Source organism: Blattabacterium cuenoti, from assembly GCF_014252355.1.
Taxonomy (GTDB): Bacteria; Bacteroidota; Bacteroidia; order Flavobacteriales; family Blattabacteriaceae; genus Blattabacterium; species Blattabacterium cuenoti_AD.
In genome coordinates this window covers 76,999-92,177 of the sequence record NZ_CP059217.1, presented here as the reverse complement: position 1 = coordinate 92,177, position 15,179 = coordinate 76,999, and the positions used below count along the sequence as shown (strand labels likewise).

Annotated in this window: 13 protein-coding genes and 1 tRNA gene; 3 read left to right on the top strand and 11 right to left on the bottom strand. The window is 24.0% G+C overall.

Annotated elements, in window-relative coordinates; translation table 11 throughout:
• The first annotated feature begins 56 nt into the window (after positions 1-56).
• Both mutL and H0H38_RS00410 read left to right on the top strand, forming a co-directional pair.
• A complete protein-coding gene (gene mutL / locus H0H38_RS00415) occupies positions 57-1,799 on the top strand; it encodes a DNA mismatch repair endonuclease MutL (protein ID WP_185872823.1) in 1,743 nt (580 codons plus the stop codon).
• On the top strand, positions 1,800-2,510 hold the full coding sequence (locus tag H0H38_RS00410; protein ID WP_185872822.1) for a rhomboid family intramembrane serine protease: 711 nt from the start codon (positions 1,800-1,802) through the stop codon (positions 2,508-2,510).
• A gap of 10 nt (positions 2,511-2,520) precedes the next feature.
• On the opposite strand, the gene lepB is transcribed toward H0H38_RS00410, so the two are convergent.
• Together lepB and dapB are read right to left on the bottom strand one after the other, a co-directional pair.
• Positions 2,521-4,014, bottom strand: a complete 1,494-nt coding sequence (gene lepB, locus H0H38_RS00405; protein WP_238785410.1) for a signal peptidase I — start codon at positions 4,012-4,014, stop codon at positions 2,521-2,523.
• Positions 4,015-4,026: 12 nt separating this feature from the next.
• Complete coding sequence (gene dapB / locus H0H38_RS00400; RefSeq protein ID WP_185872821.1) at positions 4,027-4,746, bottom strand: 4-hydroxy-tetrahydrodipicolinate reductase; 720 nt, start codon at positions 4,744-4,746, stop codon at positions 4,027-4,029.
• Between the two features lie 83 nt (positions 4,747-4,829).
• On the opposite strand from dapB, the gene H0H38_RS00395 reads away from it, so the two are divergent.
• Positions 4,830-4,918: transfer RNA gene (locus tag H0H38_RS00395), tRNA-Leu, on the top strand.
• A gap of 22 nt (positions 4,919-4,940) precedes the next feature.
• Here the strand turns inward: H0H38_RS00395 and ilvA are convergent.
• From ilvA to trpS, 9 genes are all read right to left on the bottom strand, one after another.
• Positions 4,941-6,212 carry a threonine ammonia-lyase gene (gene ilvA / locus H0H38_RS00390; RefSeq protein ID WP_238785409.1) on the bottom strand — a complete coding sequence of 424 codons (1,272 nt, stop codon included), beginning with the start codon at positions 6,210-6,212 and terminating at the stop codon, positions 4,941-4,943.
• Positions 6,213-6,223: 11 nt separating this feature from the next.
• A complete protein-coding gene (ilvC, locus tag H0H38_RS00385; RefSeq protein ID WP_185872820.1) occupies positions 6,224-7,264 on the bottom strand; it encodes a ketol-acid reductoisomerase in 1,041 nt (346 codons plus the stop codon).
• Positions 7,265-7,274: 10 nt separating this feature from the next.
• Positions 7,275-7,595, bottom strand: a complete 321-nt coding sequence (locus tag H0H38_RS00380; protein WP_185872979.1) for an acetolactate synthase — start codon at positions 7,593-7,595, stop codon at positions 7,275-7,277.
• Between the two features lie 25 nt (positions 7,596-7,620).
• On the bottom strand, positions 7,621-9,333 hold the full coding sequence (gene ilvB, locus H0H38_RS00375; RefSeq protein ID WP_185872819.1) for a biosynthetic-type acetolactate synthase large subunit: 1,713 nt from the start codon (positions 9,331-9,333) through the stop codon (positions 7,621-7,623).
• A gap of 34 nt (positions 9,334-9,367) precedes the next feature.
• Positions 9,368-11,056 carry a dihydroxy-acid dehydratase gene (gene ilvD / locus H0H38_RS00370; protein ID WP_185872818.1) on the bottom strand — a complete coding sequence of 563 codons (1,689 nt, stop codon included), beginning with the start codon at positions 11,054-11,056 and terminating at the stop codon, positions 9,368-9,370.
• Between the two features lie 104 nt (positions 11,057-11,160).
• Positions 11,161-12,324 (bottom strand): tRNA 2-thiouridine(34) synthase MnmA, encoded by a 1,164-nt coding sequence (mnmA, locus tag H0H38_RS00365; RefSeq protein ID WP_185872817.1) that lies wholly within the window; start codon positions 12,322-12,324, stop codon positions 11,161-11,163.
• A 24-nt stretch (positions 12,325-12,348) separates the two neighbouring features.
• Positions 12,349-13,467: a DnaJ C-terminal domain-containing protein gene (locus H0H38_RS00360; protein WP_185872816.1), complete on the bottom strand. Its 1,119-nt coding sequence runs from the start codon at positions 13,465-13,467 to the stop codon at positions 12,349-12,351.
• Between the two features lie 23 nt (positions 13,468-13,490).
• Positions 13,491-14,060, bottom strand: a complete 570-nt coding sequence (locus H0H38_RS00355) for a nucleotide exchange factor GrpE (protein ID WP_185872815.1) — start codon at positions 14,058-14,060, stop codon at positions 13,491-13,493.
• Between the two features lie 88 nt (positions 14,061-14,148).
• Positions 14,149-15,153, bottom strand: a complete 1,005-nt coding sequence (gene trpS, locus H0H38_RS00350) for a tryptophan--tRNA ligase (RefSeq protein ID WP_185872814.1) — start codon at positions 15,151-15,153, stop codon at positions 14,149-14,151.
• Between the last annotated feature and the right edge of the window lie 26 nt (positions 15,154-15,179).

The window sequence follows — 15,179 nt, the reverse complement described above, 5'->3', positions numbered from 1 at the left end:
TCCCCCCCCCCTTATACCGCTATTATATTTGTTATTCATTTTTATTATAAAAATTTATGAATAAAGATTATATTAAATTTCTGCCAAAACAATTAATTAATCAAATTGCTGCTGGAGAAGTAATAGATAGACCAGCATCTGTAGTTAGAGAATTATTAGAAAATTCAATAGATGCTAACTCAAATAAAATCGATATTTTCATAAAAAATTATGGAAATAATTTAATTCAAGTAGTGGATAATGGATATGGTATGAGTTATAATGACGCTAAAAATAGTTTTAAAAAACATGCTACTTCTAAGATACAAACAAATCAAGATATTTTTAGAATAACAACTAAAGGATTTCGTGGAGAAGCATTAGCTGCTATTGCAGCTATAGGGCAATTAGAAATACAAACTACAAATAATAATAATTTTTTAGGATTACAAATAATTATAGAAGATGGAATAATTAAACAAGAAAATACTCTTAGCATGTTAAAAGGAACACGAATATCAGTTAAAAATATTTTTTATAATACTCCAGCTAGAAAAAAATTTTTAAAATCTACTAGAATAGAATTTAATCATATAATAAATGAACTATATAAAATAGTTCTTGCTCATAGAAATATTACATATCGTTTTTATCATAATGATAAAATTTTATTTTATTTAAAAAATAATCATTCTTTAAAAGATAGAATACAAGAAATTTTTTACAAAAAAAAATATCAATTAATTCCTATTAATATTAAAAATCATAATATTATTATTAATGGATTTATTAGTTCCCCAGATTTATCAAAAATAAAAGGAGATCAATTTATATTTGTTAATAATCGTTGTATTCAAAATATAATTTTACATAAAACTATTGTAAATGCTTATAAAGGAATAATAAATAATTTTCGATCAATTTCTTATTTTATTTTTATTTATACAAATCCAATATTAATAAATTGGAATATACATCCATCTAAAAAAGAAGTTGCTTTAGAAGAATTACATATTATATCTAATTTAATTAATATAAAAATCAAACAATTATTATATAATCAATATAGAATAAATAAGGAACAATTAGATAAATCTTATGATTCTAATTCTATGTCTCAAGACAATAAATTTTTTCATTCTTTAAAACAACTTTCGGATACAGAAAAAATTATTCATTTACAAAATTGTATTAATAATGTTAATATATTGGATAAATATTTTATAAATAACATTGATATTATGAATAAATTATCTGATTATGTATTTAATAATACAATAAATACATTTCAAATTAATGATAAATATGTAATTTTTTCATGGAAAAACAAGTATTTAATATTTGTAGATCAACATAAAGCTCATCAAAATATTTTATTTGAATTTTTTTCATCAAAAAAAAAACGAAATAATTCAATAAGTCAAACGGTTCTTTTTCCAATTAAAATTAATTTATTAGAAAAAGAATTAATGTCATTAAGAAATATTTGTAATGATTTAATGGAAATTGGATTTCATTTATACTTATTGAAAAATTCTGCTTATTTTTATGCAATTCCTTATAAACTACATCAAAATGTGATAATTAACATTTTTAAACAAATTTTAACATATTCGTTTAAAAAAGGAGATAAAAATAATAAAAATATGATAATAAAATATATATCTAAGTTTGCTGCTATTCAATATGGCACTGTATTAAACTCTTATCAAATGGAATCTTTAATTAAAGATTTTTTTACTTGTAAAAAAATAATTCAATCTCATTATCCTATTTTTTTTATTCTTAAAAAGAATATTTTACAACAAACAATTATTTAAGTGAATTTATATATATCAAATTTCAATCTTGGATCAGATGCTGTAAAACATTTAATTAGCATCAATATTTTAGTTTACGCAGCTACTTTTGTATTTGCACAATATAAACTTGAAAATATGTTTTCATTATATCATTTTATGGATGATAGATTTGAAATATATCAGCTATTTACTCATATGTTTATTCATTCAAAACGATTTTTTTTGCATATTGTGTTCAATATGTTAGCCTTATTTATGTTTGGTGGGCTTTTAGAAAATCTTTTAGGAATGAAAAAATTTTTAATGATATATTTTTTATCTGGAGTTTCAGCCGCAGTATTACAATTAATATTTAATACTAGTATTCTATATTCATTAGTTCATACTTTAGATATGAATCAAATTAAAATGATGTTAAATAATTTAGATGAAGATGATGGATTACAATTATATAGTATTGTATATTCTCCTATGATGGGTGCTTCTGGAGCTGTTAGTGGAATTGTTGGAGCTTTTGCTCGATTTTTTCCAAAACATAAAATATTTCTTTTACCTTTTCCTTTTCCTATCGCAGTAAGAAAAGCATTAGTCATTTTTATATTAGGTAGTTTAATTTCATCATTATTAGATTTATCTCCTGGAATTGCACATTTTGCTCATATTGGTGGAATATTATGTGGATATATCATGGGATATTATTTGGCAAAACTAGATAATAATATATATTAAAAAAATATAATCATAAAGCAAATAAAAAATAAATTAAAACACATATAAATAAAAAAATTAAAGACATTGATAAATAATAATGATTATAGTCTATTATTTTCATAATTCGTATCCAACGAATTTTCCATTTAAATAAATTTAAAGGATTTTGTCTATCCCAATCAATACTCATCCATATTAAAATTGGTTGTCCAACTATATGATCTTCTGGAACTAAACCCCAATAACGAGAATCAAAAGAATTATGTCTATTGTCACCCATCATAAAATAATAATTGTTTCTAACTTTAAACACATTATTTATTTTAATATTATTATGTTGTTCATATTTAATAATATCATAATAAATATAACAATTTCTTAAATTTAATCTAATCGTATCACCTTTTTTAGGAATATATAATGGACCAAAATAATCAATATTCCAGGGAATATACATAGATTGTTCTGCAATTTGTTGTTTTGTAAAACAAATTGGTTTTATAAAAAAAACATTATTACATAACTGTTTTATATGAAAAATATTTTGTTTGGTTAACATTGCGTAATAAAAATATTCATTCTTTTTATTACCTATTATGTCTATTTCTTTAATAGAAAGATTTTCTTTAATAAAATTAAGATTTAATGGAATATATTTTGTTTTTATAATATAACATTGTTGTTTATATTTTAATTGTTTAGAATACAATTCATCAGATTGATGATTTATAAATAAAATACCATTGTTTATGTAAATTATATCTCCTGGTAATCCAACACAACGTTTAATATAATTATCTTTTTTATCAATTATACTGTGATGTTCATCTTTAGGATAATTAAAAACAATAAGAGCATTTCTTTTAATCAATTGTTGTTCAGCTGTTTGAATACGAAAATAAGGCCATTTAATTGGTAAATAAGATTTGATAAAACCAAAAATTGTATTATGTACAAAAGGAATTGATAAAGGTGTCATAGGTAATCGTAACCCATAATGTATTTTACTGACTAAAATAAAATCTCCCACTAATAAAGTTTTTTCCATGGAAGAAGTAGGAATTAAATAAGGTTGAATTACATAATTATGAATTAAAAAAGAAAATATTATAGCAAAGACCATATGATATTCTTTCTTGTTTTTGAACAATGGTTTGAACTTATATAAATTAATATCTTTTATTCTAGAACTAGAATAATAATTAATATAATATATATATAGACCACAAGAACAAAATAACCACAAAATATGTTTAATATTTATGTTTTTAATAAATAAACGAATTAAATTAATCCATAAATAAACTATTAGAAATATACTAGTTAAAGGAATGCACATAAACAATATCCATAAACAAGATTTTTTGAATAATTTTAACAGTATGAATATATTATATATAGGAATTATTATTTCTAATAAAGAAAACCCCATGATTTTATACAATTTCCATGTTCCTAATACATGAATTATGTGTTCTATAAGCAAAAAAATTATACTAAATAAAATATATGAATACATCATATATTATTCTTTTTACAAAGATAAAACATCTTGCATGGAAAAGAATCCATTTTTATTTTGTATCCATTCAGCGGCAATAACTGCTCCAAATGCAAATCCATATCTACTGTGAGCTTTATGCATAATTTCTATATCATCTATTTTAGATATGTATTTTATTTTATGCATTCCTATTTCATTTCCTAATCTTTTTGATCTAATATAAATATTATCTTTATCATTTGTTGAATGTTCCAAAGTCCAATCTTTTTTAAGATTATTATCAATTATTATCTCTGCTAATTGTAAAGCTGTTCCACTAGGAATATCTTTTTTATTTTTATGATGAATTTCATCTATTTCTATATTATAATCTTGATATTTTGTTTTATATAAAAGTTTTGATAATTTTTGATTAATAATGTAAAAAAGATTCATTCCTATGCTAAAATTTGAAGAATACAAAAATGCAAAAGAGTTTTGTTTTAGACATACGTCTTTAATTAAATTAATATTATCTAACCATCCAGTTGTTCCACATACAATAGGAATATTATTTTCAATACAAATTTTTATATTATCCAAAGCAGAATTAGGAGTACTAAATTCTATTGCTACATCTATTTTTTTTAATGAAATAGAAGACAAATTGGGAGTATGATCAGAGCAAAAAGAAATTTTATGATTTCTATTTGTTGCTATTTTTTCTATATATTTTCCCATTTTTCCATATCCTATTATTGCTATATTCATATTTTATTAAATTTTTATTTAAATGTAAAAAAAAAGTTAATTTTTAATTATGTAAAAAAAAAGTTTATTATTAATAATAAAATGCCCACGTGGTGAAATAGGTAGACACACCACTTTGAGGGAGTGGTATCCAATAATTATGGATGTGCTGGTTCAAATCCAGTCGTGGGTACAAAAAAAACAATGATTTATTATTATACTAATACACGAAATAAATCTAGATTTTTATTCAAATATTGATAATGAACTTTATATGTTTTCATTCTTTTTATTAATTTAGAAAAATCATTTTTATCATATAATTCAACTCCTATTACAGCTGGGCCTTCTTCTTTAGATGTTTTTTTGTAATATTCAAAATATACTATATCATCTTTTTTTCCTAAAATATTATTAACAAATTCTTTTAAAGACCCTGATCTTTGAGGAAAATTAACAATAAAATAATGTTTTTTTCCCTCATATAAAAGAGATCTTTCACGTATTTCTTCTGTTCTAGTTATGTCATTATTACCTCCACTTAAAATACAAACAATTGTTTTTCCTTTTATTTGATCAGAATAAAAATCCAATGCTGCTATAGACATAGCTCCTGCTGGTTCAGCAATTATAGCATCTAAATTATATAACTCTAACATAGTTGTACATACTTTACCTTCATGAACCAGTTTTAATTCATATAATACTTGTTGACATATATCAAAAGTTAATTTACCAACTTTTTTAACTGAAGCTCCATCAATAAATCTATCAATATTATTTAATTCTATAATTTGTCCTCTTTTTAATGATGAACTCATCGATGGAGCTCCTAGTGGTTCTACCCCTATAATTTTTGTTTTTGGGCTTTGTTCTTGAAATTGACTTCCTATTCCAGAAGCTAATCCACCACCTCCAATAGGAATAAAAATATAATCTATTTTTATATTATTCGACTGTTCTAAAATTTCTAAGCCTATTGTAGCTTGACCTTCAATAATTTTTTTATCATCAAAAGGATGAATAAATATTTTATTATTTTGTTGACAATCTTTAATAGCGTCATAACTTACAGAATCATAAGTATCACCTCGTAAAATAATTTCAACATATTCTTTTCCAAACATTTTTACTCTTTCTACTTTTTGTTTTGGAGTAGTATTTGGCATATAAATTTTGACATGAGATTTCAATAAATTACAAGAATATGCTACACCTTGTGCATGATTACCAGCACTAGCACAAACTAGTCCATTTGTTAATTCTTTTTTTGATAAACTTTTTATTTTATTATATGCACCTCGTATTTTATAAGATCTTATAATTTGTAAATCCTCTCTTTTTAAAAGAATATTTGCTTTATATTTTTCAGAAAGAAAAGAATTTTTTTGTAATGGAGTATTATATATAATATTTTTTAAAATTGATCTAGCTTTTTCAACTTCCTTATAATAAGGAAAATAAATATTATTTTTCTTAATTTTCAATTGTAAAAAAATTATTTTTTTGATCGTAAACTACGAATCAGTTCACCAACTTTCCATAATTCACTTTTTTTAAGTATGTCCAATTCTTCTTTTAATTGTCTTCTATAATTTGGATGACTATTTTTATCAATAACTTTTTTGGCTTCATTTCCAGAAGATACCTCATTATATAATTTTCTAAATACAGGCAAAGTAGAATCTCTAAATTGTTTCCACCAATCTAATGCACCTCTTTGTGCTGTAGTAGAACAATTTTCATACATCCAATCCATGCCATTTTCTGATACTAAAGGCATTAAACTTTGAGTTAATTCTTCTACTGTTTCATTAAACGATTCTGAAGGTGAATGCCCTTTTTCTCTTAATACTTGATATTGAGCAGCAAAAATACCTTGTATAGCACCCATTAATGTTCCTCTTTCTCCCACTAAATCAGAATATACTTCATTTTTAAAAGTAGTTTCAAATAAATATCCAGATCCTATTCCTATTCCTATAGATAATACTTTATCTAAACATTTACCACTAACATCTTGATAAATAGCATAGCTTGAATTGACACCTTGTCCGTTTTTAAATAATCTTCTAAGACTTGTTCCAGAGCCTTTAGGAGCTACTAAAAATATATCTATATTTTTAGGTGGAAAAATTTTAGTTTGTTTATTAAAAGTTAATCCAAACCCGTGAGAAAAATATAAAGAATCTCCATCATTTAAATATTGTTTTAAAGTAGGCCAAAAAGATATTTGTCCAGCATCTGATAATAAATACATTAATATAGTTCCTCTTTCGGAAGCCTCTTCTAAAGAAAATAAATTATGTCCTTCTATCCAGCCATCTTTCAAAGCTTTATTCCATGAAATAGAATTTTTTCTTTGGCCCACTATCACTGAAAATCCATTATCTCTTAAGTTTAATGATTGTCCAGGTCCCTGAACTCCGTATCCTAAGACAGATATAATTTCTGTTTTTAATACTTTTTGAGCAGTTTTCATTGAAAATTCTTTTTGTGTAAAAATAGTTTCTTCAAAAGATCCAAATTTCATTTTCATAATTGCAATTTTAATATATTATTAATGGAATATTGACTAATTTCCATGATTTTTTGGAATTTATTTTAATATCAATATGAATAATACCAATTAAATTTCTAATTAATTTTATTATTTTTTTTAATTGTTCCTCTAAACATTCTAAATCAATCATTATTAATTGTCCAATATTATTATTGTTATCATCTACTATATAGGTAGTAGTATATTTAACTTGTATAAAAGTTATTTGTAAATTTCTTTTTTCTAATATAATTAATATTCTTATTAATAATTTTTTTTCATTATCTCCAAAAATGAGAATTCTAAAATATTTGTTTTCTTCATACATAAAATGTATCAATATATTATTATTTTTATGTTAGACGAATTTCATCAACTGCTGCACCAGAAGGTATCATAGGAAAAACATTATTTTCTTTTTCTATAATGATTTCTAATAAAAAAGATTGTTTATAATTTAATGTTTCTTTTACAGCAGATTCTAATTGATTTCTTTTGTCTATTTTTTTTGCTTTTATATTATAAGCATTTGCAAGTTTTATAAAATCTGGATTAATTAGTTTTGTACATGAATAACGTTTTTTAAAAAATAATTGTTGCCATTGTCGGACCATTCCTAAAAAATTATTATTTAATAAAATTATACTAATAGAAATTTTATTTTGTAGAATAGTTCCCATTTCTTGAATTGTCATTTGAATTCCTCCATCTCCCACAATACATATTACTTGTCTGTTTTTATAACCTAATTTAGCACCAATAGATGCTGGTAAAGCAAATCCCATAGTGCCCAATCCTCCTGATGTTATATTACTTCTTATACAAGAAAAATTAAAATATCTAGAAGCAATCATTTGATGTTGCCCAACATCAGTTACTAAAATAGAATCTTTTTGCTTATATTTATTGATCCATTTCATTACTTCACCCATTGTAATTCCTTTTTTTAAAGGATTTAAATCTTCTTGTATAACATAAATTTCTTCTTTTTTTCTTAATTTATAAAATTGACTTATCCATGTTTTATGATAAGATTTATTAACATAATATATTAATTTTTTTAAAGAAACTTTACAATCTCCTAAAATAGGAATATGACATAATATATTTTTATTGATTTCATAAGGATCAATTTCTAAATGTATAATTTTAGCTTGTGTGGCATATTTTTGTACATTACCTGTAACACGATCATCAAATCTCATTCCAATTGCTATTAATAAATCACATTGATTTGTTAATATATTTGGGGCATAATTGCCATGCATTCCTAACATACCAACATATAAAGGATGACAACTTTCTAATATACTCAATCCTAATAAAGTACTTGCTACTGGTATTCCAGTTTTTTCAATAAATTGTGTGAACTCATATTCAGCTTTTGCTAAAATAACTCCTTGTCCAACAATAACTAAAGGTTTTTGAGCAGTATTTATTAAATTTGCCGCTTGTTTTATATATTTTTCTTGTATATAAGGATACGGTCTAAAATTTTTAATTTCTGTATAAGAAATAATATTTTTTTGATTAAAAATATATTTTTGAAATTGAGCGTCTTTAGTTATTTCTATTAAAACTGGACCCGGTCTTCCTTTTTTTGCAATTAAAAATCCTTTTTGAATAGAGTGAAAAATGTCTTTAGCATTCAAAATTTGAGTATTCCATTTAGTTACTGGTATAGATATATCTATAATATTAGTTTCTTGAAAAGCATCTGTACCTAATAATGCAGAAGATACTTGTCCTGTAATACATACAATAGGTGTACTATCAATTAATGCATCTGCTAATCCAGTAATTAAATTAGTAGCACCTGGACCAGATGTAGTGAAACATACTCCTATTTTTCCAGTAGCTCTAGCATATCCTTGTGCCGCATGTATAGCTCCTTGTTCATGACGCATTAAAATATGTGAGACAACATTTAAATAATTATGAAGTGAATCATAAATAGGCATAATTGCTCCGCCCGGATAACCAAATATATATTTTACTTTTTCATGTAACAATGTTTTTATTACAATTTCAGAGCCTAATAGTTCTTCTTCTTTTTTTATTGTCATATTAATTATAGAAACCAAACATTAAAAAACATTATTATTGATCAGTTATACATCCTTCAGAAGCAGAAGAAACAGTTTTCATATATTTATATAAATATCCTATTTGTATTTTTGATTTATTAGGACTCCAAAATTGTCTTCTTTTTTTTATTTCTGTTTCTTCTACTTCCAAAGTTATTGTATTATTTTCTGAATCTATTTTAATAAAATCCCCATTTTTAATTAATGCTATAACTCCTCCATAATATGCTTCTGGAGTAATATGTCCCACTACAAATCCATGTGATCCACCAGAAAATCTACCATCTGTAATAAGTGCTACATATTTACTTAATCCTGCTCCCATAATATACGATGTTGGTTTTAACATTTCTGGCATTCCAGGACCTCCAGCAGGACCAACATATCTAATAACTATTACTTCTCCCTTTTTTATATTATTTTTTAATATTGCTGTATTGGCTTCTTCTTCAGAATTAAATACTTTTGCTATACCACGAAAATATAATCCTTCTTTTCCACTTATTTTTGCCACTGAACCTTTCGTAGCTATATTACCATATAAAATTTTTATATGTCCATTTTCTTTGATAGGATTTTTTAAAGAATAAATAATTTTTTGATTCTTAAAATTTATGTTTGGAAGATTTTTAACATTTTCATATAATGATTGTCCAGTAACAGTTAAACAATTTCCATTTAGTATACCTTCATTAATTAAATATTTAATAATTACTGGCATACCACCAATATATTTATGTATATCTTCCATAAGATATTTACCACTAGGTTTTAAATTACCAATAACAGGAGTAATAGAACTTAAATATTGAAAATCTTTTAATTCTAATTTAATATTTGCACATTTTGCAATAGCTAAAAAATGAATAATTAAATTTGTAGATCCTCCCAAAGAAATTGCTAATTTAATTCCATTTTCTATAGAATTTTTTGTAACAATATCTTTAGGTGTAATGTTGTATTTCAAAAGATTGTATATATATTGTTCTGAATGTTGACATTCTATTTCTTTATTTTTACTTGTTGCAGGATATGATGATGAATAAGGAAGTGTCATTCCTATTGCTTCCATAGCGGATGCCATAGTATTTGCAGTATACATTCCTCCACAAGATCCAGGACCAGGACATGAATGTTTAATAATTTGTTTATATTGTTCTTGAGATATGTTCCCAACATTTTTTTCTCCAAAAGCTTCAAAAGCAGAAACGATATCTAATTTTTTTTTATTATATAATCCAGAAGATATACTACCACCATAAATAATCATTGATGGTCTATTTAATCTTAATAACGCCATCATAACTCCTGGAATATTTTTATCACATCCTGGAATAGCTATGACACCATCATAATGGTGTGAATGAATAACAGTTTCTATACTATCTGCTATTAACTCTCTAGATGGAAGAGAATACCTCATGCCTGATGTTCCCATTGTAATGCCGTCACTTACTCCAATGGTAGTAATTTGAAATACATTTAATTTGTTTTTATTTTGAATTGATTGTTTTACAATTTTTCCTAATTTATCTAAATGTATATTGCAAGGATTTCCTTCATACCAATTAGTTACAATTCCTACCTGAGCCTTTTTAAAATCTGTATCTTTGATTCCAATAGCATATAACATTGCATGAGAGGCTGGTAAATCATCTGTTTCTGTAATTTTTTTACTAAAATTGTTAATTTTTTTCACCATTATAAATCTAATCTAGATATATTAGATATATTATACACCAATTAAAAGAAGTATATAAAAATATGAAAAAAATAGGTGATATAAAAGCATTTTATATTATTTTTTCATGATATGATCCCAGATCCTATTAATTCTTCGTTTATATACCATGCAGCAAATTGGCCTTTAGTAATAGCAAATTGCATAGTTTTAAATTCTATTAACATTCCATTTGAAATTTTTTTTATAATAGCTTTTTGTAAAGGTTGTCTATAACGAGTTCTACAACAAACATTCATTGTATCTCCATCTAACATAGTATAATCATCTCTTATCCAATGAATATTATTTTGTTGTATAAATAGATATTTATCATATAATCCAGGATGTTGTCTTCCCATTCCTGTATAAACAATATTATGTTTGATATCTGTTTCAATAACAAAAATAGGTTGTTTCAACCCTCCTATAGATAACCCTTTTCTTTGTCCTTTTGTAAAAAATTGTGATCCATTATGATATCCTATAAGTTTGCCATCTGATTTACAATATTGTGGTGAAATATTTTTATTATTATAAATACAAGAAGCATTTGAATCAATATTTATGATTTGTCCTTTTTTTTGTGGTATTTTTTGTTGCAAAAATTTATATAAATTAATTTTTCCTAAAAAACATAAACCTTGAGAATCTTTTTTGTCTGCATTACATAATCCACTTTGACTGGCTATTTGTCTAACTTGTTGTTTTGTTAATTTACCTAAAGGAAAAATAGATTTTGATAATTGATATTGTTTTAGTTGACATAAAAAATAAGATTGATCTTTATTATAATCTTTTCCAATTAATAATCTATAAATAATTTTATTATTTTTTATACAATATTGTTTATTAACATAATGTCCAGTTGCAATAAAATCAGCTCCTAAATTAATAGCTTTTTTTAAAAAAAAATCAAATTTTATTTTGCTATTGCACATAATATCAGGATTAGGAGTAATTCCAGATTGATATCCTTCAAACATATAATTGATAATATTTTTTTTATATTCATTTTTCATCTCTATTATTTGAAATGGAATATTTAATTTATTTGCTACTAACATTGCATATATACTATCTTCTTTCCAATTACAACATGTAACCATATTACTATAATCATCATCATTATTATCCCAAGTATTTATAAACAATCCAATTACATCATATCCTTGTTTTTTTAATATTAAAGCTGCTACACTAGAATCTACTCCACCTGAAAGAGCTACTACTACTTTTAATTTAGACATAAACAATTTTGTTATAACTCAATTTTAAGAAAAAATATCTCTTACATAATCAAAAAATGATTTTCCAGAATTATTAGTAGGTGGTAAAAAATTCTCATTTTTTCTCATTTTTTCAAAAAATTGTTTTTGTTCTTCATTCATTTTTTTTGGAGTCCAAACATTTACATGAATAAATAGACTACCTATTCCATATCCTTCAACTTTTGGAATTCCTTTATTTTTTAATCTTAACGTTTTTCCAGATTGTGTTCCAGAAGCTATTTTAATTCTTGCTTTTCCGTTAAGAGTAGGAATTTCTTTATACACACCTAATACAGCATCAGAAAAAGATATATATAGATTATAATGAAGATTACTACCTTCTCTTTTAAATTTAGAATGAGGTAATTCCTCAATTAATATGATTAAATCTCCAGAAATGCCATTAAATGGTGCATCATTTCCTTTTCCTGACACTTTTAATTGAATTCCTTCTGTTAATCCAGCTGGAATTTTAATATTTACTACTTCTTCTTTTTGAATTAAACCATATTTATTAGCTCCATATGGAATATTGTCAATTTGTTTACCAATGCCATTACATATATTACATTGAGTAGCAGTTTGCATTTTTCCTAAAATGGTATTCATAATCCGAATTTTTTGTCCTGTACCATTACAAAATTTACATTGAATAAATCTCAATCCATCAGCAATCTTCATTTTTATTACCTTAATGTTTTTTTCTATTCCAGTAGCGATTTCTTCTAAAGATAATTTTACTCTAATTCTAAGATCGCTCCCTTTCATTATAGTTTCATTCCTTGAATATTTTCCAAAATTAAAACTGCCAGCAAATCCACTACCAAATGCATCTGCAAATATATCTCCAAAATTGGTAAAAATATCGTCCATATTCATATCGGTATGAGTTCCTTTCATACCTGCATGTCCGAATTTATCATAGCGTTGTTTTTTATTATCATTGCTTAATACTTCGTAGGCTTCTGCTGCTTCTTTAAATTTTTCTTCTGCTTTTTTTTTATTTTTTGGATTTTTATCAGGATGATATTTAATTGCTAATTTTCGATATGCTTTTTTTATATCACTTAAAGTAGCATTTTTGGGTACTCCTAATACTTCGTAATAATCTCGTTTTACCATGAAAAATTTTTTTATTTTTTACGTTATTTTCCAATAATAACTTTAGCATGTCGTATTACTTTGTCTTGTAATAAGTAACCATCTTCCACAATTTCTATGATTTTTTCTTTTAAATTTTCTTTTATCACTGGAGTTTGGTTAATTGCATTATGAAAATCTGTATTAAAATCATCTCCTTGTTTAATTTTCATTTTATTCAGACCTTTTTGATGCAAAATTTTTATTAGTTTTTCTTGTATTAATGAAACCCCTTGTATAACAATATTTTCTTTATATTTTTTCAAGTCTGTTATACTTCGTTCAAAATCATCTAATACAGGAATTAAATCTATCATCATTTGTTGATGAGTGATTCTAAATAGTTCTATTCTTTCTTTTTGAATTCTTTTTTTATAATTTTCAAATTCTGCAAAAATGCGCAAAAATTTGTCTTTTTCTTTTTTTAATTTTTCTTCCAGAAGAATAAGTTCTTCTTTAAATTTATAATTTGTTGTCTTATTTTCTTTTTTAGTTTCTTCTTTACAGGAACAATTAGATAATTTTTTTGTATTATTATAATTATTTTGTTCAGAATTTTCTTGTTGTATATTCATAACAAAAAAATATTTTTAATCTTAATTAATATGAATGATAATAAAGCAAAATTTTTGCCATATATTATATTTATGTCATAGTGACATATTAATTTATATTCAAAATTTCTTTTAATCTAAAATTTTTTCTAATTTCATTTAATCTTTGATTAGCTATAATTTTTGCTTTTTTAGCACCTGAGTATAATATATTATCTAACAACGATTTATTGTTTATAAAAAATGTAAATTGTTTTCTTTCAAATGAAAATGTTTCAATCAAACATTTATATAACGTTAATTTAGCTTCTAAATATCCATATTTTCCTTGTAAATATTTTGTTTTCATTTTGTCTACTTTTTCTTTAGAAGCTATTAATTTATATAATGATATAATAATACTTGTATCAGGATTTTTTTTTTCTTTAAAAAATGTATTATCTGTTTTAATACTCATTATTTGTTTTTTTAAATTATCATCTGAAGAAAAAATATTAATATAATTTTTTTTTGATTTACTCATTTTTTGTCCATTTGTTCCAGGTATTAACATCGTTGTTTTATGAAAATATGGGATCGGTAGTACAAAGAGTTTTTTTCCTATTTTGTTATTTAATTTATTTGCTGCACTTCTTGTAATTTCTATATGTTGTAATTGATCTTTACCAACAGGAATAATTTCAGCATTATAAAGCAATATATCTGCGGCCATTAAAATAGGATAAGTAAATAATCCAACGTTAATTTTGGTTTTATCATGTTTGCTTCTTTCTTTGAAAGAATGGGATAGAATTAATCTATTATATGGAAAACAACAATTAATATACCAAGCGAGTTCTGTCACTTCTGATGAAACATCTGATTGTCTATATAAGATAGTTTTTTCTATATTTAATCCAAAAGATAACCATGCTGCTGCTATATGATAAGCATTATTTTGAATTTGTTCAAAATCGTTTTGTTGTATTAAAGAATGTAAATCGGCTATAAATACAAATTGTTTTGTATTTACATATTTTTTAAACAGTCTTATAGAAGGAAGAATAACACCTAAAATATTTCCTAAATGAGGTGTTCCAGTACTTTGAATTCCAGTTAATATTCTTTTTGTCATAATTGATTATTATTATATATCATTTT